The organism is Candidatus Profftia tarda, assembly GCF_904848675.1.
Taxonomy (GTDB): Bacteria; Pseudomonadota; Gammaproteobacteria; order Enterobacterales; family Enterobacteriaceae; genus Profftia; species Profftia tarda.
The window spans coordinates 141,371-163,307 of the sequence record NZ_LR890047.1 but is presented as its reverse complement, the minus strand read 5'-3'; the positions used below and the strand labels follow the sequence as shown (position 1 = coordinate 163,307).

Genomic DNA, 21,937 nt, shown 5'->3' with positions numbered 1-21,937 from the left:
TATATCTCCAAAATTTTTTAAAAAATTATTAAAACTATATAAAGCCATTAAATAGCAATTGCATAAAAGATTGCATAATTATATCATAGAATACACCAGAATTTATTCTATTAAATCAAGTAATATTTACTTATAGATATTATGTAAAACAATATCTGATTATATGATTGAGTTATTGTTAATTAATTATTACATAAATTAATTTATAAGATAGGTAATTACAGTGCTACTGCGAAAAACTGATGAACTGGTTGAACTATACGATCTTGCACAGCTACTAGCTGTAGTTCATAAGAACCCATCTCTTTAGTGGTTAAAATAACTTCGTAAACTGCTGCAGTCATATGTTCAAATGCTTTTTTTAGTGATTTACCTTGAAGCATTCCTACTAATAGTAAACCACTAGTTAAATCGCCAACACCAACGGGCTGACGATCACCAAAATCTATTAAAGGACGACTGATATGCCATGCTTCATCAGCTGTTACTAAAATCATTTCAAAACAATTTTTATAATAACCAGCATAAGATAAATGCTTAACTAAAACTATTCTATTACTATGATTTATAATACTACGAGCAGCAGTAAGTGCGTCTTCTACGCACTTGATATTATGTCCAGTAAGTTTCACTAACTCCAGCAAATTAGGAGCTATAATATCGCTGTTTTTTATAGCATCACAAGCTAAAAAATCAGCGACTCCGGGAGCAACTATACAACCTTTTTCTGGATGACCCATGACCGGATCACAGAAATACCAAGCATTAGGATTTGCAGATTTTACTTTGCGCACAATATCGAGAATATGTCTGCCCTGTTCTGGTGAACCAATATATCCACTCAATACAGCATCGCAATTTTTAAGCTGCTCAATATTTATAATTCCTTGAACAATTTCATTTAAATGATTATCAGGCATCAAACACCCAGTCCACCTGCCATACTGAGTATGATTTGAAAATTGAACAGTATTCAGTGGCCAAACATTAACACCCATGCGACGCATAGGGAACACAGCAGAGCTATTTCCTGCGTGACCAAAAACTACATGAGATTGTATAGATAGGATATTTTTCATAGATGAGACCTGCATCACTTACACTATACACTTGCTCTTTTTATGAGTACTTAAAACAAAATATTATCAGTCTAAATTTATATAAATATATTAAATATTTCTGTTGATTACTCGCTCTCTATGTCTTAAGCGTAGTAAGTGCGCATAATCATATGCTTTATATCTTAAAAATAAGATATTTAATTATTAATAAATTATCTAGCTGGACTATGTTCAGATAATGTATGTGACTCAGAATAAATGGGAAAAATAATATTTTAATTATTTACTATAGAATAAAAAATTATTTTTTCAATCAGATTATATCTGAAAAGATAGTAGTTAAACTGTATCACATAATAAACATTTTAATATCTACTTAATTGTAACGTTACAGAAATAAATAATTCTACCTTATCTGTATTGGGTAATATTTATCTCATAATAAGATTACTCTTCGATTATAAAGCATAAGAACTGGTGGAGAGATTCACAAGGACCATGATCGTTTATCAAAAGATATTTGATCTTATTTTGCGTTTGTTCTTATTTTGCACATTATTTTTGGACTTTCTACCAAATGACAAAATATAGTTTTTCTTTAAAAGAAATTGTAAAGATAATGCAGAATAAAAATATTTTAACTTTAAAGGTTCTTAAAATTATTTTGATAATTCTTTCAGAAGATCATTAATAAGAATCATTGTAATTATTGATTGATCCTTATATCTGATTCTTTCTATATAAATGGAAATAGCAGGATTAATCCAAAAAATATTATTTTAGAAAAATGTTCATATTTTCAAACGAGGAAGTAATTATGCTAATAACATCTATTTGAATAGATCAGTTAATACAATTAAGTGAACTTTTATAAAACTCACACTGCATATGCTAATAATATTGAATTAATTTATTTTGCATATTATTAAGCTATCGCTTAAACTGCATTGACCTAAAAGATAAATTCTTAAAATACTTAGTATGACCTAATCATTTTTATACGCAATAAACAAAATATATCATAATATTTATATTGTCACTTCAATATAAATATTATGATAAGCATAGTACGTTATTTAATGGGTGCTCTGGCCCCAATATATTTACTATATTTTAATGTGATAGCAATTTTTTGATCATTGCGCTTCTATATGATTAATATAATATTTAGCTGAAATTTCTTTAATTAGCTGCTGGATCTCTCCAGAACGATACATTTCTACCATTATATCACAACCACCAATAAGCTCATTTTCAATCCATAACTGGGGAAAAGTTGGCCAATTAGAATAATTTGGTAACTCGGTGCGAATATCAGGATGCTGTAGTATGTCTATATAAGAAAAATTTTGCCCGCAAGCACAAGCAGATAATACCTTGACGGCTCGAGCAGAAAAACCACAGAGAGGTGATTGTGGGGAGCCTTTCATGTATAAAATAATAGGGTTTTGCGAAAGTTGTTGTGTAATTTTTTCAAGAGTAGTCATAGCGCTTTCTTTCCTCTGCCAAAATTATGGCTTAATATATCATGCAAGTTGCATCTTTAATGATTAAACTCTACTCTTTTGAGTAAAGAGGCAGACTCAGAAGATCCATGTAAATAGAGGGATAAATATAATAATCATAAAAATCTATTAGAATAAACACAACGAATATTAAGATATATATTTTTAATAAGCAATATTTCTGCGTTAAATTTTGCATAAAACCAATTAAATTTATCCGCTGATTATCCATAAACATAATCAGAACTTTATGCTATAAAATATGATAGATAATTTATCAAATAGCCGAATTTTCTTTAAGATCCTTCTCATTATTACCTCCTCATTTGAAAAAATAAAATTTGTCCAAAATAATACTTTTGGATTAACCCTATTATTCCTATATTATACAGAAAGTATTAAATATAACATATAGCAATACTAATATGCACTTTATTTGTCAGGCAGCAAGATTAAGGTATAGTTCATGAATTGAACTATACCTTAAGGTTTATTATTCATACAATATATCAGATACAGCATAATATCGTTATGCATTACGTTAGAGTACAAAGGATATCATGTAAGTTATCTATACTAGTTTATTCCTCAGAAGTTTAATTCATACATCAATTGTTAATACTATTAGCTTTAAATCTTTATGGATGATATATAAAATATCTACTTTTACTAGATAACAGAATGCTTGATCAGGAAAGTACTAAATTATTACTTTGGATCAAAAGAAATTTTTTATATTTGATTACCAATTTATATAAAAATTTCTTGAGCAAAAACTTAAAATAGGCTATTAGAAGTTTTCTTGCACGATAGTATAAAGCAGATTGGGCAAACTGCGATAAATAATCAGATACTTAGTGAGATCATCACTTTATAAATAAAGAAGACCATAATTGCATCAACATACAATAAATACAAACAAGTTATGGAATGCATAATATATCTAACAAAGAATTGATACATGTGATATAGATAAGTGCTCTTCATTTAGATTATATTATTAATATACAATACAAATATATAATAAAATTAAATTGATAGATGAATTTATAAAACTACTCATACTTAAGCAATATGTAGATATATTGTTCTTTAATTTAAGGGAAAACAATCACTTGAGTTTTGCAAAATAATTAATCATTTTCGGAAAATATTTTGAGACATCCTCAATGTTATTATCTAATAAATATAGAGTACTCCATACTGCAAGCAGCTCATGCAAGAGGATTAGAAATATTGTAATGGGCTATTAAACTTAACATTAGATAAAATTATTCAAGTACTTCTAATTGATTAAAAGATGATAGAATTTATTTTTTAAAATCAGAAACCAATGTTAATAGAAAGTGTATAAATCAAAAGATTTGCGTAAGTTATTGTTTTAGGCTCAATAAATTTAGTATCAGTATTTTTATACTGATACTAGGACAAGTAATGCTACTTTCATATATGCTCTTAGAAGATCATAATTAAAGCAAATTATGTATGTTAAAATATTGTATTTACTGTTGAACAGGATTAATGCTTAACTAATAAGCATTAAAATAAATGAAGTACGGAATGACTCTCATCATTGCCGTAAACCAATTATATAATTTAGATCTTCTTGCTCATATTAATCATAGTATTTAACAAAATAAACCTACTACAATACGTTAAAATCAATTTGACTCTTTTATCAATTCAAGTATATCTTAGGTCATCTTGTTTTATACTAAAAGAAAAATCAATATAACATATAAGTTTAGGCATCACTATTTAATCATGATAGAGTTAAAATAAATTAATAAAATCATACAAGATATAAAATCATTCTTTTATGATCTTAAAAGACAATTACAATGCAGCAACTCAATGAAACATGTACAATGCATTATAGAGTCAGTCAATTATAAATGCAGTAATATTATTATTATGGGCCTGTTTTTCTAAAAGATACGCTTATATAACTAACTGCTATTACTAAATAATAGTTAATATGTTATTCGTATAATTGTAAAAGATTAATGATAGGAATATAATTAAGAGCATTTATAGAGTTTGTCAGATAAAAACTATCCTAGCATTCTTCTACTTCAATAATATCAATATTATATTCTATAATAGAAAAATACTGTTATCATAATAAGAAGATATTACAGTATTATGATAATAATATAAAACTGTTACTAGAAAGGAATGATTAATATATGCATATTATTTATAGAATGTATCTAGCAGATACATTGAACTAGATATTTATCATCAAAAATTACCTTGATATAAAATTGACAAAAGAAAGAGTAAAAAAGTATGCTATAAAGCATAGAATACGTGTTCTTACTCTAAATGTTGTAATGAACATCAAATTCTTAAACTATAATTATGAGTATCTAATGTTTTATCCTGTTAATCAATTTGTAGAAACCATTCAAGGAGAAGGCGTATACGCCGGTGTCCCAGCTATTTTTATTAGATTGCAGGGCTGTCCGGTAGGGTGTAGCTGGTGCGATACTAAATATACATGGGAACACTCACCTAAATATGAAGTCAGCATAAACGACATTATGATGAAAAGCGAAGAAAACGATGAATGGTGCTGGGCAGCTTCCGAACAAATATTAACAATTATGCGTAATAGTAACTATACAGCTCGCCATGTGGTTATTACTGGAGGTGAGCCCTGCATACATGATTTAAGACCCCTCACAAAATTAATGAGTACGGAGAGTTTATCTTGCCAAATTGAAACTAGCGGAACTCATGAAATTCTTTGCTCTGAGGAAACTTGGGTTACAGTATCTCCCAAAATTAATATGAAGGGTAAAATGAATGTACTAGAATCTTCACTTATGCGTTCTGATGAGTTAAAGCACCCGGTATCCCGCAATAGTGATATAGAAAATTTAGATAAATTGCTAGGTCTACTAAATGACAAAAAGCAAAGATTAATATCACTTCAGCCGATTAGCCAAAAGGAAACCTCTACCAAACTTTGTATAAAAACATGCATTGCTAGAAATTGGCGTTTATCGATCCAGATGCATAAATATTTAAACATTGCATAATATAAAACCTTAATTTTTAATTAAAATTTTATCTTCTAACAAGAAGAAATTAATACCTTTTTATAATTAAAAAACTTAATAAAATACGTAATTTACTGCTTATCTTCCTTAGTTACTATTTGTATCTGTATACAGATATAGCAATTAGATACTTGCTAAAGTACACTTATATTAAGAATAATATCTTTATTACTATAGATGGTAATAACTGAAGACTATGCAGGAAAGCATATTTAAGTCAATAAGGAACTTTTATTTTTTACAGGTTCTAGTAAAATTAAATCAGATTATCTTATCTCTAATTGCTTTTATTAAACTTATATGAGTATTAGATTTTTGTATCAAAAGTTGATTATAATTATAGTATCATATTCAAAATAACTCAAAAATTTACAATTTTCATATAAAACAGTAATTATCTATATGCTATATAAGGCACAGATAAAATAAACAGATTATTTCTTGCTTATTATAGCTATAAAATACTTAATTTTTTTATATCCTACTAAAAATTGATAAGTATGCACACTCTAAAAATAGCTAAAAGTAACACGATATTTAATAACTTCTATGATAGCCTAAATTACCAGGGTTGATTAAAAAGATTAGATAGCAGAACCAGTATTATAAGCCTTGCTGTAATACAATATAGAGAATATGGCTTAGATAGATAATATACCTGAGATCTTAACTGAATAGAATCATACCATATAATATAATTCTTAATAAAAATTTTTTTATACTTGCGTATGCTAGCATAATAAACACTAATTTATATAACATCTTAGTTTTCGGACATAATGTTAATCTATAACAAAATATTAATCTGTTTATCCAATCTTCTTATGATTCTCGCAAAACCTGTATGCTTTTAAAATACTAATTTAGGTTATAGTGATTATATTAGAGATGTTCTTAGAGTAAAGATTATTCAAATGTTTAATATGATATCTTATCAATCATAGCAAATAAGTCTAGTAATAACATAGATATCATTATATAGAGCAGAGGCTTTTTTACTCTACCTTAGGATACGCTAGTATATTAGATTAAATTTAGTAAAAAAATGTAAGTAGTAATGTTAATAGACAAATTCGTATAAAGATTATTTTGATACATCTTGTGGAAGACAAATATCAGTGATATAGTGCATACTTGGAGTATATTATTTCAACTATGATGGTATTTTAGCACTATATGCAATAAAAATATCATTTATCAGCGCATACCGAATAGAATGTTTACATTATTGTCATAATATTGTTGTATTTATATGGATTAAGAATATTTACTTTAATGCCTTTCCCATACTCTGTTCTCGACAGAAAAATGAAAGTAAACATAATCTATTTTTAATCAACAGTATTCGTGAATAATTCCTGCATGATTATCTTCTGCTATAATAGCAGAGAGTAAGGAAGAATAATAATTCTTCTGGTAGAAGATAGTTTTATAGCTTCCTTATAAAAATATAACGCTAGTAACTCCTGCTTAATCAAATATTTTTCATATTCAGATCAGTTAATAAGTATATTTTATTACATAAAGACTCCTTATAAAGACTCCTTAGTTTCAAGAGAACTATACAGTTATCATCAGAAGATTTAATATATAGCAAATTTTATTGCCTAGGGTGTTCCTAGGATGTATCTGACTACATTCAGTATAAAAATATAAGAATTATTTGCTGTAGAGCAGATTAAATAAAAAGATAATAGTAATCTTACTTATCTTCAGACAGTTGACATAAATACTGGAAAATTTGTCTTGATGATTTAGATATTTTATTGGTAGTCTTCTCTTTTTTAAAATTACGAATCAGCGTGCGCATTTTCTGACGATCTAATTGGGGGTATATTAACAAAGCACTAGCAATAGCCGAATCCCCTTCATTAATTAAACTATCACGAATATGTTCTAATTTATGAACGATAGGATTATCTTGTTTATTCTGTTTTTTAAGTTTATGCAATGCCGTTTTGATTAGTTCTAGCTCATAATTCTTACGGAGCATCTTGCCAATGAGCTGCAGTTGACGACGACGCCCTTCTTTTTTAATACCTTTAGCAAATTCAACAGCGGAACGAAGGTCATCATCTAAAGGGAGTTTATCTAGCATCTTTGTCCCTATGCTTACTAGTTCTGCACCAAAATACTTCAGTGATTCTGCATCACGTTTCATTTCGCTTTTGCTAACCCATATAATATCTTTATCTTTCTCTTGGTCTGTATCTTTTTTTAACACTTCTTTTAACATATCTTTTCCTTGAATCTTATGAATATAAGATTAATTTCAAATAATTTTTCAATTAAGTGATTTATGGTGTATGGATTTTTATATATTCAAGAAGGGTAATAAATTTATATTTTTCATATAAATGCACTGTATAGCATGCATATTAACCTGATCTAATCTTTCAAGAAGGTCATCACATAACAATTCTAAAAATTAATAGGATCTACACCTTAAATAACATTATTATAATACTATAAGATTATCATTGATTAATGCGAATTCATTCTGTAAGCAGTAATATATCTAAAGTAGGTTAAAATACTTTCTATCATTCACTAATACTAATAGAAATAGTATAATATGATGATCGAACCAATCAATATCTTATATTCATAATATATTTGCGGGGTATACTAGACTAACTACTACTTTAGGTAATATTAAGTTGAGCACTTGAGCATATATTCTTATTTTGCAGAGTTCAATGATATTCTCTATAGAAAAAAGCATGAGGTGAATGGTTATTACACATAATAATCAAATTCTTTTCTATATGATATTCAATCATATTTATCTCCTGATGATCTGTCATAACCTAACGGTAAAATTTTTAGGAAAAGAAAAGTAATATGTAGGATAGATTTATTACCAACAAAATTATTAATAGAATATAACTAATATGATTTAATTGTATTTACGATTTTATGTAAAAGTAGTAGATGCAATTATTTTTCGGCCTGTATATTGCCGCGGCAATATTAAATCTATCTGATTGACTACTATGCTGAGATATTGCCCATGATACGTATGATTAAAGAAGCGCTAACATTTGACGAAGTCCTCTTGGTTCCGGCACACTCTACCGTTCTGCCAAATACTGCAGATTTAAGCACTCATCTTACTTCGTCTATTCGCATGAATATTCCAATCCTCTCTGCAGCTATGGATACGGTTACTGAAGCTCGTCTAGCAATAGCTATAGCACAAGAAGGTGGAATTGGGTTCATACACAAAAACATGTCGATCGAACGTCAGGTTGATGAAGTTCGTCGTGTGAAGAAATATGAAAGTGGAGTTGTAAAAGATCCTAAAACTGTGACTCCAACTACTACTTTACGTGAAGTAAAAAGCATGACTGAAAGCAATGGTTTTGCTGGTTACCCTGTAGTCACTAACACGCTAGAACTTGTTGGTATAATTACTGGACGTGACGTTCGCTTTGTTACCAATTTAGAACAGCCAGTAACTGCAGTTATGACACCCAAAGAACGTCTAGTTACTGTTAAAGCTGGCGAGTCACGTGCAGCAGTTTTGGAGCGCATGCATGAAAAGAGAGTTGAGAAAGCACTAGTAGTAGATGATTGTTTTCACTTATGTGGCATGATCACAGTTAAAGATTTCCAAAAAGCTGAGCGAAAACCAAATGCATGCAAAGATGAGCATGGTCGTCTACGTGTTGGTGCTGGTGCCAGCGACGAAGAGCGTATATCTGCTCTAGTAGAGGCAGATATTGATGTTCTGCTGATAGACTCCTCGCACGGTCACTCCGAAGGAGTACTGCAGCGTATCCGTGAAACTCGCGCCAAATTCCCTTATTTACAAATAATTGGAGGAAATATTGCAACCGCGGACGGTGCAAAGGCTCTTGTCAAAGCTGGAGTAAATTCAGTTAAAGTTGGTATTGGACCTGGCTCTATATGTACAACTCGCATTGTAACTGGTGTGGGTGTACCACAGCTCACTGCTATTTCTGATGCAGTTGATGCACTAGAAGGTACAGGTATTCCCGTGATCGCCGACGGTGGTATTAGATTTTCTGGAGATATTGCGAAAGCTTTAGCGGCTGGTGCGAGCTGCGTTATGGTCGGCAGTATGCTAGCAGGAACTGAAGAATCTCCTGGTGAAATAGAGTTATATCAAGGCCGTTCATTCAAATCTTACCGAGGCATGGGCTCAATGGGAGCAATGTCTAAAGGTTCTTGCGAGCGTTACTTCCAGAATAATAATGCAGCAGATAAACTAGTTCCTGAGGGTATAGAAGGCCGCGTAGCATATAAAGGTTATCTGAAAACAATTATACAACAACAAATGGGTGGTCTCCGTGCATGTATGGGGCTAACTGGTTGCCCTACAATTGATCAGTTACGTACTAGAGCAGAATTCGTACGCATTAGTAGCGCAGGTATTAGGGAAAGCCATGTTCATGATGTAATAATAACAAAAGAATCACCCAACTATCCTATGGGTTGATATACATACTTCTAGCAATCAAATAGGGAACTCACCTTGGTATCTAATCTCAATATCTAATTGCTTATCCTGTCTGCAATATCTTATAATAAGGAGTAAAATGAATAGAAATATTGATAATTATCGCATTCTGATTTTAGATTTCGGCTCTCAATACAGTCAACTCCTCGCTCGTCGCATACGTGAAATAGGAGTATACTGCAAACTATGGGATTGGAATATTACTGTAGAACAGATCCAAGAATTTAATCCAAACGGTATTATTCTTTCTGGTGGCCCAGAAAGCACAATACAGAAAAAAAGCCCACGCGCGCCAGAATATGTCTTTACCGCCGGGGTGCCTGTATTAGGAGTCTGTTATGGCATGCAAACTATGGCGATGCAATTAGGTGGTTATGTTAAGAAGTCTGAAAAAAGTGAATTTGGATACGCACAAGTCAATATCATTGCAAAAAGCAAGATGTTTCATGACATAAGAGATTCTGAAAAAAAAGACGGAACTCCAGTCTTAGATGTCTGGATGAGTCACAACGATATAGTTACTGAGATACCTTCTGATTTTATTGTTATAGCTAGCACAGACAATTGTCCTTATGCAATCATAGCTAACGAAGAAAAAAAATTTTATGGTATTCAATTTCACCCAGAAGTCACACATACCAGGCAGGGACAGCGCATATTAAAACGTTTTATTTTAGAAATCTGCGGATGTAAAGCACTGTGGAATCCTGCTAATATCATAGATGATGCTATCTGGAGCCTTCGCAAACAAGTCGGCACAGACTCAGTAATACTAGGCTTATCTGGCGGCATAGATTCTGCTGTTACTGCATTATTGCTTGATCTAGCTATAGGAAAACGCCTAATTTGTGTATTCGTTGATAACGGCCTGCTTCGCCTAAATGAAGGCCAACAAGTGACAGAAATGTTTGGGGAAAAACTAGGTCTTAACATAATACATGTTAAAGCTGCGAAACGTTTTCTAAAAGCGCTAGCAGGCATTACAAATCCTGAAGATAAACGTCAAACTATTGGGCGAGTATTTATTGAAATATTTAATGAGGAAGCTTCTAAAATACCACAAGTGAAATGGTTGGCACAAGGCACTATATATTCAGATGTCATTGAGTCTGCTACATCAAAAACCGGGAAAGCAAGGGTAATAAAATCGCACCACAACGTAGGTGGATTACCTAAAAAAATGAAATTGGGTCTAATAGAGCCTCTAAAAAACCTGTTTAAAGATGAAGTACGCAAGCTAGATATAGAACTAGGTCAGCCATATAATATGCAAAATCTCCACCCGTTTCCAGGACCAGGATTGGGAGTACGCATACTTGGTGAAATCAAGGAAGAATACTGCAATATTCTGCGTCATGCAGATGCTATCTTTATAGAAGAATTGCATAAAGCTAACTTATATAATACAGTAAGTCAGGCATTTACCGTCTTCCTTCCAATTCGCTCTGTCGGTGTGATGGGTGATAATCGTACATATGATTGGGTCGTTTCTTTGCGTGCAGTAGAAACTACAGATTTTATGACTGCTCATTGGGCACGCCTCCCATATGATTTCCTCGGATGCGTATCCAACCGCATAATCAACGAAGTAACGGGCATTTCACGTGTAGTGTATGACATCTCCAGTAAACCACCAGCGACCATTGAGTGGGAGTAATATACTCTTCAAACGATTGTTACATAACTAATAACACCTGATTTTTAAATTTTATATTTATTAATATGATATTTCATATTTTATGATGTAAAATACAACTTTATGTCTTTATTAATCAATAAGTAAATGTTCTGCCTGATTATCATCCTGATCATATTTAATCCTATTATCATACTGATATATACTTAAAAATCTTGCTTTAGTAAATCTTATAATGCCCTTTAAACATATAAAGATAAACGAAAATAAATAAAAATGTCTTGCTAAAATAGGATTGAGGAGCACTATAGTATTAGAGTACTATAAAATATGAAAATATTCATCTTAATAATAAAACCTGTAATTTAAATGATGAAATTTAACCACGTTGCACTCATACTTAATATTATTGTATCGATTTATAAAGATATATTTAAATATAGCTTTATACTAGTAAAACAATAAATATTGTAATCATTATAGCTTATATTATTATCTTTAAATAGTTGAGTAAGGTATTAAGAGGAATATATCTATCCATGCACCTATAAAATAACTAATTGATTAATATCTTATGCATCTTATTTTCATTAAGTATTTGTCATATTAGTTATTTTATAATTCAAAATGTTATTTACTAAAAAGATAATATTTAAAAAGAATTCAATCAGGTCTAATGACAACCTATCCGCGAAAATTTTGTTTTATTTAATACACTCCTCTAACACTGATACGTAATAATATTCAGTAAAATATTTATATAATTCTCCTGAATCTAGCCAAATGGTATAAAATTTGTTAATCGATACTAGCGATAGTTTTTATTTCTGTTGTTTGTCAAGAGAAGAATATTCATAGTATGTATTAAGTCATTTCTACAAACTATGAAATTAAGACTCATCCAATGATAATATGTAGTGCGTTAATCCATCTCGAGTTTTGGCGTCTCCCGCCGTTATAAACTATTTCTCATAGGCAGCATGGGACATATGAAGCAAGATAAATTATTTACTGAACAGTATGTACAGTTTAATCGCCAACAATGGTATGAATTAAGTCACTCTATACCCTTTACCTTAACAGAAGAACAGATTGCTAATCTCAAGAGTATGAATAAAGATTTTTCCCTAGAAGAAGTAGCGAAAATATATATACCTATTTCACTTTTGTTAAATATCTATTTTAACTCTGACGTAAAACGTCAAGTTGTAGTACAAAATTTTTTAGGAATTCATAATTCTCATGTACCTTATATTATCGGTATCGCCGGTAGCGTAGCGGTAGGTAAAAGTACAGCTGCGCAAGTATTGCAAGTACTCTTAAGTCATTGGACTGAGCATAGTAAAGTGCAAATTTTAACTACTGATTGTTTTTTACATACGAATAAAGTATTACAACATCGTGGACTAATGCACAAGAAAGGTTTTCCACAATCTTACGATACCCATAATATGATTAGATTTTTATCAGAGATTAAATCAGGTACTCCAGAAGTAATAGCGCCTCTATATTCACATTTTATTTATGATATAGTGCCAAATAGTTATAAGATTATTCAGAAACCAGATATTCTCATTCTAGAAGGATTAAATATCTTACAAAGCAGCATTCATGATCTGCATACTTCATATCCTGTATTCGCTTCTGACTTTCTAGATTTTTCTATATATATAGATGCATCTGAAGAGCTATTACAAGGCTGGTATATAAAACGTTTTTTAAAATTTAGAGCAAGGGAATTTTCTCATCCTAATTCTTATTTTAATTACTACTCTCAGATTCCAGAAGCTAAAGCCATTGAAATAGCAATAAATATATGGAAAAAAATTAACGGATTAAACCTAAAACAAAATATTTTGCCAACTCGTAAAAGAGCAAGCTTAATTATTACTAAAGGTAAAAATCATGTTATTGAGCAAGTGCGTTTACGTAGATGATAGATATTATAAATCCTTCACCAGGAATTCAGATAATTGATCCATAAAAAGTATATAATATTTTTAAAGTATAGGAACTAGGGACATGATAATAGAATTATCATCTATATTATTCATAATAAATTTCTGCAGTAGCAAGTGGATCTCACTTTGAATATGCTCAACAAGAGGTATAACCTATTAAAAATTATTTTATATATTACTATGCATTCATATTAAATCATATTATTTTAATCCTAAAAATATCTTATAATATTTGACTAGATGTATTAGCGGCCATTTCTAATTCGCTGTTATTATTATCAATTATAGCAGTATAGCTCTGTTGCGCAGAAAGTGAAGGGGGTTATAAATCTTTGGAAAGAGATGACTAAAATATCTATATAAAAAGCAATATATCATTAAATGAAGTATTGATTATGAATAGCAGTACTGCAAATCTTTACTCAAGCAGCATATAAAAAACCACAGCCAAATTTTGTAAGTAAAATGCATAGTTATATCTACAAAATTTTATCTAATAGCAGAGAGAAAATTTATAAAATTTACTGTTTTTCTTCATAAATCATCTACATATGTAACATATGCTCAATAGATAAGAAAAACGCAAAAATAAAGCGTCATTTATTTACAAGGAGAAACTTATTAGTATCGTGCGTAATAAGCTAAAATAATGGTATCAAGACAATTATTAACTATCATAATATATCGAACTAATAAACACTCTATCATAGAGGTTTATTGATCTAAAATTAGTATACCTAAAACGAGTATTTAGTTAAAACGATATATTAATTGTTTACTTATAAAATCTATGACAATTTAAAAACTGAAGTACTGATTATTAATAAATGCTGCACAAATCATAAAGGATCAGAGTCTGAATATATCAAAGGATATGTATCCTGTGCTCTTATTATTATGATTATGTTCTACGTAGTGAAATATCATAGCCCAAAAATGGCACGATTATACCTTCTCTGTATAGCAATAATGCGCCATTAGAATCAATGCCACAAGCAATACCATAAATTATATTATTCCCGATCATTAGACTAACAGGCTTATGCATAAAATGATCTAGCTTATTCCATCGCTCAATAAAAGGTGCTAAACCATTTTCCTCAAAATCAACTAAAGTATGATGAAGGCGATTAAGCAAATAAGCAACTAATTGATTTCTATTAATTGTCACTCCTGCTTCTTGCAGGTTAATCCACGGATGATTTAAAGCAAAATCACCTGAAGTACGCATAGACATGTTGATACCTACGCCAATCACAATATTAGTAGCATGACCCTTGCCACTTCTTATTTCAATGAGAATCCCTGCAAGCTTTTTATTATTAAGATAAATGTCATTTGGCCATTTTAATTTAACGTTAACTGCACCAAGATCACGCAATAATTCAGCAATCGCGATCCCAATAACTAAACTGATCCCAATGATTTTAACAGAGCTGCTATTCAATCTCCAAAACATGGAGAGGCAAATATTAACACCGAACGGAGAAACCCAATTACTACCGCGACGGCCACGCCCTGCTTTTTGATACTCTGCTACGCAAGTATCTCCAGAATGCAGAGTATGTATTAAATCAAGTAAATACTGGTTTGTAGAATGTACTACTGGCAGCACTTTGACTCTACTTTGCGTTAACTCCGCGGTGATCTCATTTTCATGCAAAAGTTTTATAGGCTTAAATAACCTACATCCTGCAGGGAAAGATCAGAATATCTATTCCCCAGTCACGTATTGTCTGCATATGATTCTTAATGGCTGTACCTTTTATTCCCAGTTCTCTGCTAAGCACTGCATCTGAGTAATACTCTCCGTCAGCGAGGATATTAATTAGATGCAGGGAGACACGAATATCTTTCATTCTAACACCTCAATAAAATTGACTTCGCTAACCGAAGATATAAAACGAACTTCAGGTTCAAGCCATATACCAAATTTCCTGGCAACGCATGTTCTAACATTTCTTGCTAACTTGACTACATCACTGCTCGTAGCATGATCTATGTTGATGAGCACCAAGGCATGTGTTTTATCAACCGCTGCACCACCTATCTGGAATCCTTTTAGCTCACAACGTTCAATCAACCAAGCTGCGGCTAATTTTACATCACCTGAAACTTGTAGATACATAGGAACTTCAGGATATTTTTCTTTAATCTGAGATGCAAGGACTGTTTTTACAATGGGATTTTTAAAGAAACTACCTGCATTACCATGATGCCAAGGATTGGGAAGGTTGGTCGTTCGCATATGACAAACGGAGTCAAAAACCTGTTTAGGAGTTACGTTATGCAAAGAAAGTTTCTTTAAATCACCATATTCAAGAACGGGTTGCCAATGCTTATCTAGGCATATCCCAACAGAAACAACCGCGTAACCATGTCGATAATCATGTGTGAATATACTCTCTCGATAACCAAATTGACACTGATCCGCCGTTAAGCGAAATTGTTCATTTTTATGCAAATTTAATACATCTACGTATTCGCAAACTCTTGCAAATTCTATGCCATAAGCGCCAATATTTTGAATCGGTGCAGACCCTACACACCCAAAAATTAGCGCAAGATTCTCGAGACCTGACATCCCATTTGCTAGTGAATATTGTACTAACTCGTGCCATTTCTCACCTGCACCCACATGAAGCTTCCAAGTGCTGCTATCTTCTGTTACTGATATTCCCTTTATTCTGTTAAGGATTATAGTTCCATTAAAATCTTCTAGAAATAAAACATTACTACCTTCACCTAAGATCACTACAGGTTCTTTGCGATCAACAGCCTGGCGCCATTCTTTTGCTAAAGTATTAGACGAAGTAACAGTGATAATATTTTTTGCTTTTGCATGAATCCTAAATGTTGTTAACCTATCAAGAGACTTCAATTTCGTAGACATGAAAAATAATATCTTATCATAAATAAAATAATCCTTTTCTAACTTATGCTATATTAGATTCTTGAATCAAGAAAAGCATTTATTATTCAGAAACTTAGTAAATACGTATATACTCTTAGTATTGACACTTAATATGAAGGTTTAACAAAATAATATGTGTTCAATAAAGTGGATTATAAATTATATTTTTTACGAATTTACTTATACAAAATAGAATTTTTAAATAACTCAATATCATATTATGAACATTACTTTTTAGGTCACATGCCTAACCGTATGCATCATGTAATTTACATCTAAATTTAACCCCAATTGAAAATGATCAGTAAATGGATTGTAGCACACGCCAATGACATTGCATTCACGCAATGAAGTCTCATCAATCCAGTTTATCAATTCAGAAGGACGTATCAATTTTTTGATATTATGAGTACCTTTTGGCACCAATTTGAGTATATATTCCCCGCCAAGAACAACAAGAAGCCAGGAAAATTTTTTGCGATTAATGGTTGAAAAAAATACGTGTCCACTTGGCTTAACTAGTTTAGCGCACGCCAACACAATAGAACGTGGATCAGGGACATGCTCCAACATTTCCATACAAGTTACTACATCGTAAAGATGTTCTGTTTCTTTTGCATGCTGTTCAACAGTGGATTGAAGGTAATTCACTTTGACACCAGTTTCCAGAGAGTGCAAATATGCAACTCGCAATGGCTCCTCACACATATCTAAACCTGTCACGTCAGCACCTTCAAGTGCCATACTTTCAGCTAATATGCCACCCCCAACACCAACGTCAAGGATCTTCTTACCAAAAATTCCCTCAGAACGATCCTGAATATAGGTTAAACGTAAAGGATTAATGCGGTGTAATGCTCGACAATCACCTTCCAAGTCCCACCAACGTGAAGCCATATCTTTAAACTTAGCCATCTCCTCTGGATCTACATTTTTTCCAGACAATATCAAGCTCCTCTTTCAGATTATTACCAGCTGAATTCATGACTAATTTGAAATATTTTTCAATAAAATATAATTGTGATAATTAATTACGCAGTAATTAAAATACTTCTATCACCTGCTATTATGTGATTAATATGTCATTAAATATCATTTAGTATGTACTATATGCAGGATTTATCTTACACCTACTAACCTTGCAAGAATCATATGTCTATAGACATTACATTGGATTATAATACAAAAGACATATTTCTATAATACAAATGATATTTTAAGGTATAAATAATCATAGCGTAGTCAATCTTGATATATACAGTGATCAACTATTTAGATATTAAGCAAGTTATTATTAGTTCATGAAATTGGGCTTTTCTAACGAAATATTGTTATTAATAAGTATTACTTACTATATGTGAAGGCAATTATATTTTTAAAATATTATGCTATAAAATCATATTAAAGTAATGAAAATAGCTCTTTCTTATTCTTAATTCTTGAGTTAATTTTAATTCTTAGCTAAGTAAAATTTATTTTACCATGATTTTTAAACAACAAAGTAATATTAATATTATTAAATAAATCAGGATGCCTTTTAACAAGAATGAATAAGATATATTATATTTCTCATTTGTCAGAACTGAGGAAAGACTATCATAAAAATTTTAAGGATATTAAATGATCATAAGATGATCAATCATTTCTAATGGATTGTTAATCTTAATTTACTCATATTTCTATGAGTAGCTAAATCTTCATGATCACATTAGTATTCCAGATAGCTTAAAGATACTATTACTATAATTTTAAAATATAGAACTAAATATATAAGGATAATACAAAATTAAAATTCACTCTTAATAAATATTCAGGATTGCTAATTATAGGATAATTAATATATTTAATATAAGAGACAATAAGCCACTTGATCAGATATAAATTCATTATCTGGTTACTTCATACCATCATTGGTTTCTAGTGGAATGCGTCCACATCTCTATGAGAGATAAATGTCTGTAAAATTTTAATCTATTATTAGTAGTGCGCTAGCTTTATATTATTTATTAAAATTTTATTTATAACTCTTACCTAAAATACTTCATTCAGATTAAGTATATTCTATAATATATTATATGTATTAATTCTATCAATTATTTTAGGACACAACATCTCGTAATAAATTAATATTTATGATAAGATTGCTCATTATGTATGTACTTCTATAATATAGTATGTTTATTGATGTTATAGATATACTAGAAAGAGTGCCTCTGTTGTAACAGAGGCAGGATGCTTGTTATTAAAAGTTCGTAGAGGGAAAATAGCTCCATGAACAATCTTGCTACAAATATTACACAAATAAATATTGAAGAAGAGTTAAAAACTTCATATCTAGATTATGCCATGTCTGTTATCATAGGACGTGCGCTACCAGATGTTCGTGATGGACTAAAACCAGTGCACCGTCGTGTATTATTCGCGATGAATATACTAGGTAACGATTGGAATAAATCATATAAAAAATCAGCCCGCATAGTTGGTGACGTCATCGGTAAATATCACCCACATGGTGATAGTGCGGTATACGATACTATCGTTCGCATGGCTCAGACATTTTCAATGCGTTACATGTTAATAGATGGACAAGGCAACTTTGGTTCTGTAGATGGTGACTCAGCAGCGGCAATGCGTTATACAGAAATTCGTATGTCCAAGATTGCGCATGAACTTTTAGCAGATCTTGGAAAAGAGACAGTAGACTTCGTGCCTAACTACGACGGCACTGAAAACATACCGACAGTATTACCAACTAAAATTCCAAATATACTGGTAAACGGTTCTTCCGGTATTGCTGTGGGAATGGCTACTAATATTCCTCCGCACAACCTCAATGAAGTAATAAATGGCTGCATAGCCATTATTGAGAATGAAAATATTTCTATTGAGGGATTAATACAGTATATTCCCGGTCCAGACTTCCCAACTGCAGCAATTATTAATGGTAGATCTGGCATTGAAGAAGCTTACCGCACTGGACGTGGCAAGATTTATATACGTGCTAAAGCAGAGGTAGAAACAAATAAAAAGTCAGGGCGCGAAACGATCATCGTGCATCAAATTCCTTATCAGGTCAATAAAGCTCGCCTGATAGAAAAAATTGCTGAATTAGTCAAAGAAAAACGTCTTGAAGGAATTACTGCTCTGCGGGATGAATCTGACAAAGAAGGTATGCGTATTGTAATTGAAATAAAACGAGACGCCGTTGGTGAAGTAGTGCTAAACCAGTTGTATACATTAACACAAATGCAAATAACGTTTGGTATAAACATGGTAGCTCTACATCATGGCCAACCTAAGCTGCTTACTCTGAAGGATTTGCTGCAATCTTTTATTCGTCACCGTCGTGAAATAGTTACAAGACGCACAATATTTGAGATGCGTAATGCTCGAGAACGCGTGCATATTTTAGAAGGTCTAGCCATTGCACTATCTAATATTGAGCCTATTATTCAGCTTATTCGTCATGCACCAAACGCTGTCGAAGCTAAGGCACAACTAGTTGCAGGTGCCTGGAGATTGGGTATAGTGCAATCTATGTTGTGCCGTACAGATGATCAAGCAAATTATCGAGAGTTGCCAGGGGTAAAATGCGGCATTCTTAATAATCATTACTACTTAACTCAAAAACAAGCCCAAGCTATTCTAGATCTACGTTTACAGAAATTAAATGCCCTTGAACATTCAAAACTACTCAATGAATACAAAGTTCTATCAGAACAAATTACTGCCTTAAACTTAATTGTACAAAAACCTGCTCGACTCATGGAAGTTATAAGAGAAGAATTAGTTGCAGTTCGAAACCAGTTTGGAGATGCGCGCCGTACAAGAATTACTGAAAATACTGCTGATATAAAGATAGAAGATTTGATTTCCAAAGAAGACGTTGTTGTGACCTTGTCACATCAGGGATATATCAAATATCAGCCCCTTACTGACTACCATGCACAGCGCCGCGGTGGCAAAGGTAAATCAGCTGCACGCATTAAAGAAGAAGATTTTATTGATCGACTACTGGTAACTCACACACATGATACTATTCTATGTTTCTCTAGTCGTGGTCGTCTCTACTGGATTAAAGTCTATCAGTTACCTGAAGCAAGCAGTACTGCACGTGGTAGGCCAATCATCAATCTACTACCGCTAGAATTCAGTGAACGCATCACAGCAATTCTGCCTATTAGATCATATAAAGAGGGCCAGAATGTCTTCATGGCCACCGCGCAGGGTATTGTAAAAAAAATTTCACTGATCAATCTCAGTCGCCCACGCAGCACTGGAATTATTGCAGTTAAACTAAACGACGGAGATGAGCTTATTGGCGTAGATCTAACCGATGGCTATAATGAAGTCATGTTATTCTCTGCGGCAGGCAAAGTTATTCGCTTCCCTGAAAGCCAGGTACGTTCTATGGGACGCACGGCAAGGGGCATTCGTGGAATACAACTAAATGCTCAGGATAGAGTGGTATCCCTGATTATACCATGCAATGACACAAACATTCTCACTGTTACAAAAAACGGCTATGGAAAACGTACGATAATAGAAGAATACCCAACTAAGTCACGTGCAACCAAAGGGGTAATATCTATTAAAGTCAACGAACGTAACGGCCATGTAATTGGTGCAGTCCAAGTTGATACCTGCGATCAAATAATGATGATCACCGATGCTGGTACACTAGTGCGTACACGTGTTTCCGAGGTAAGCTTAGTTGGCCGTAATACTCAGGGTGTGACGCTTATACGTACTGCAGCTAACGAACACCTCGTTGGTCTTCAGCGAATTGCAGACCCTGAAGAAGATTAATAAGTTTTCGTATTAATAGAGCGCAGTTAAAAAATAAGTGCAATACTTGCCCCAAAATAGATATCTGTAAAAATACACCCAAAAATAATTAAGTAGACAACTAAATAACCTTAACATAGTGTTAAACAGGGAAATATAAAAACTTAGCTTTATATATTCTTTTGTAGTTTTTTAAATCTCTATAAATGCAACTAAGATAAATTATACAAATAATATGCTAAATTCTTCAAATAGCCCATTTGCAAAATATTAAAAATCAAAAACTATTTATTTGCTTATTAATTATATGCTGCTGATTATTTTGTTAAAACTTTCGCTTATCTATTAATTTTAGAAATCTCAGATTGCGTTCTTATGAGAAAGAAAGATCTTATAAAATTAAAAGAAATGTCAACAAGATACCTGATATACAGAAATATCTTAATTTAATTAAGACATGATAAATTATACTGGCAAGTGCTATCACTTGCCATGTTATGTAAAAGAAAATATTTAAT

The 21,937-nt window shown here is 31.8% G+C and carries 10 protein-coding genes and 1 pseudogene; 5 read left to right on the top strand and 6 right to left on the bottom strand.

Annotated elements, in window-relative coordinates; genetic code table 11:
• Positions 1-218: 218 nt before the first annotated feature.
• Positions 219-1,079 carry a pyridoxal kinase PdxY gene (gene pdxY / locus KTT71_RS00385; protein ID WP_216782520.1) on the bottom strand — a complete coding sequence of 287 codons (861 nt, stop codon included), beginning with the start codon at positions 1,077-1,079 and terminating at the stop codon, positions 219-221.
• Between the two features lie 1,118 nt (positions 1,080-2,197).
• Positions 2,198-2,548, bottom strand: a complete 351-nt coding sequence (grxD, locus tag KTT71_RS00380; protein WP_216782519.1) for a Grx4 family monothiol glutaredoxin — start codon at positions 2,546-2,548, stop codon at positions 2,198-2,200.
• Between the two features lie 2,393 nt (positions 2,549-4,941).
• Between grxD and queE the strand changes: the two genes are divergently transcribed.
• Positions 4,942-5,613 (top strand): 7-carboxy-7-deazaguanine synthase QueE, encoded by a 672-nt coding sequence (gene queE, locus KTT71_RS00375; protein WP_216782518.1) that lies wholly within the window; start codon positions 4,942-4,944, stop codon positions 5,611-5,613.
• Positions 5,614-7,336: 1,723 nt separating this feature from the next.
• On the opposite strand, the gene yjgA is transcribed toward queE, so the two are convergent.
• Positions 7,337-7,870 (bottom strand): ribosome biogenesis factor YjgA, encoded by a 534-nt coding sequence (gene yjgA, locus KTT71_RS00370; protein WP_216782517.1) that lies wholly within the window; start codon positions 7,868-7,870, stop codon positions 7,337-7,339.
• A 777-nt stretch (positions 7,871-8,647) separates the two neighbouring features.
• On the opposite strand from yjgA, the gene guaB reads away from it, so the two are divergent.
• The 3 genes from guaB to coaA all read left to right on the top strand — a co-directional run bounded on the left by guaB (position 8,648) and on the right by coaA (position 13,693).
• On the top strand, positions 8,648-10,099 hold the full coding sequence (gene guaB, locus KTT71_RS00365; RefSeq protein WP_216782516.1) for an IMP dehydrogenase: 1,452 nt from the start codon (positions 8,648-8,650) through the stop codon (positions 10,097-10,099).
• A gap of 100 nt (positions 10,100-10,199) precedes the next feature.
• Positions 10,200-11,777: a glutamine-hydrolyzing GMP synthase gene (gene guaA / locus KTT71_RS00360; protein ID WP_216782515.1), complete on the top strand. Its 1,578-nt coding sequence runs from the start codon at positions 10,200-10,202 to the stop codon at positions 11,775-11,777.
• 968 nt (positions 11,778-12,745) lie between these two features.
• Positions 12,746-13,693, top strand: coding sequence for a type I pantothenate kinase (gene coaA, locus KTT71_RS00355; protein ID WP_216782514.1), 948 nt, complete (start codon positions 12,746-12,748; stop codon positions 13,691-13,693).
• A gap of 925 nt (positions 13,694-14,618) precedes the next feature.
• On the opposite strand, the pseudogene birA reads toward coaA, so the two are convergent.
• The 3 genes and pseudogenes from birA to ubiG all read right to left on the bottom strand — a co-directional run bounded on the left by birA (position 14,619) and on the right by ubiG (position 17,546).
• A pseudogene (gene birA / locus KTT71_RS00350) lies at positions 14,619-15,576 on the bottom strand (bifunctional biotin--[acetyl-CoA-carboxylase] ligase/biotin operon repressor BirA).
• Positions 15,573-16,610 carry a UDP-N-acetylmuramate dehydrogenase gene (gene murB / locus KTT71_RS00345; RefSeq protein WP_216782513.1) on the bottom strand — a complete coding sequence of 346 codons (1,038 nt, stop codon included), beginning with the start codon at positions 16,608-16,610 and terminating at the stop codon, positions 15,573-15,575. The pseudogene birA and the gene murB overlap by 4 nt, the downstream one beginning before the upstream one ends.
• Positions 16,611-16,865: 255 nt before the next feature.
• Complete coding sequence (gene ubiG, locus KTT71_RS00340) at positions 16,866-17,546, bottom strand: bifunctional 2-polyprenyl-6-hydroxyphenol methylase/3-demethylubiquinol 3-O-methyltransferase UbiG (RefSeq protein ID WP_216782719.1); 681 nt, start codon at positions 17,544-17,546, stop codon at positions 16,866-16,868.
• Between the two features lie 1,356 nt (positions 17,547-18,902).
• On the opposite strand from ubiG, the gene gyrA reads away from it, so the two are divergent.
• On the top strand, positions 18,903-21,440 hold the full coding sequence (gyrA, locus tag KTT71_RS00335) for a DNA topoisomerase (ATP-hydrolyzing) subunit A (RefSeq protein WP_216782512.1): 2,538 nt from the start codon (positions 18,903-18,905) through the stop codon (positions 21,438-21,440).
• The last annotated feature ends 497 nt before the right edge of the window (positions 21,441-21,937 follow it).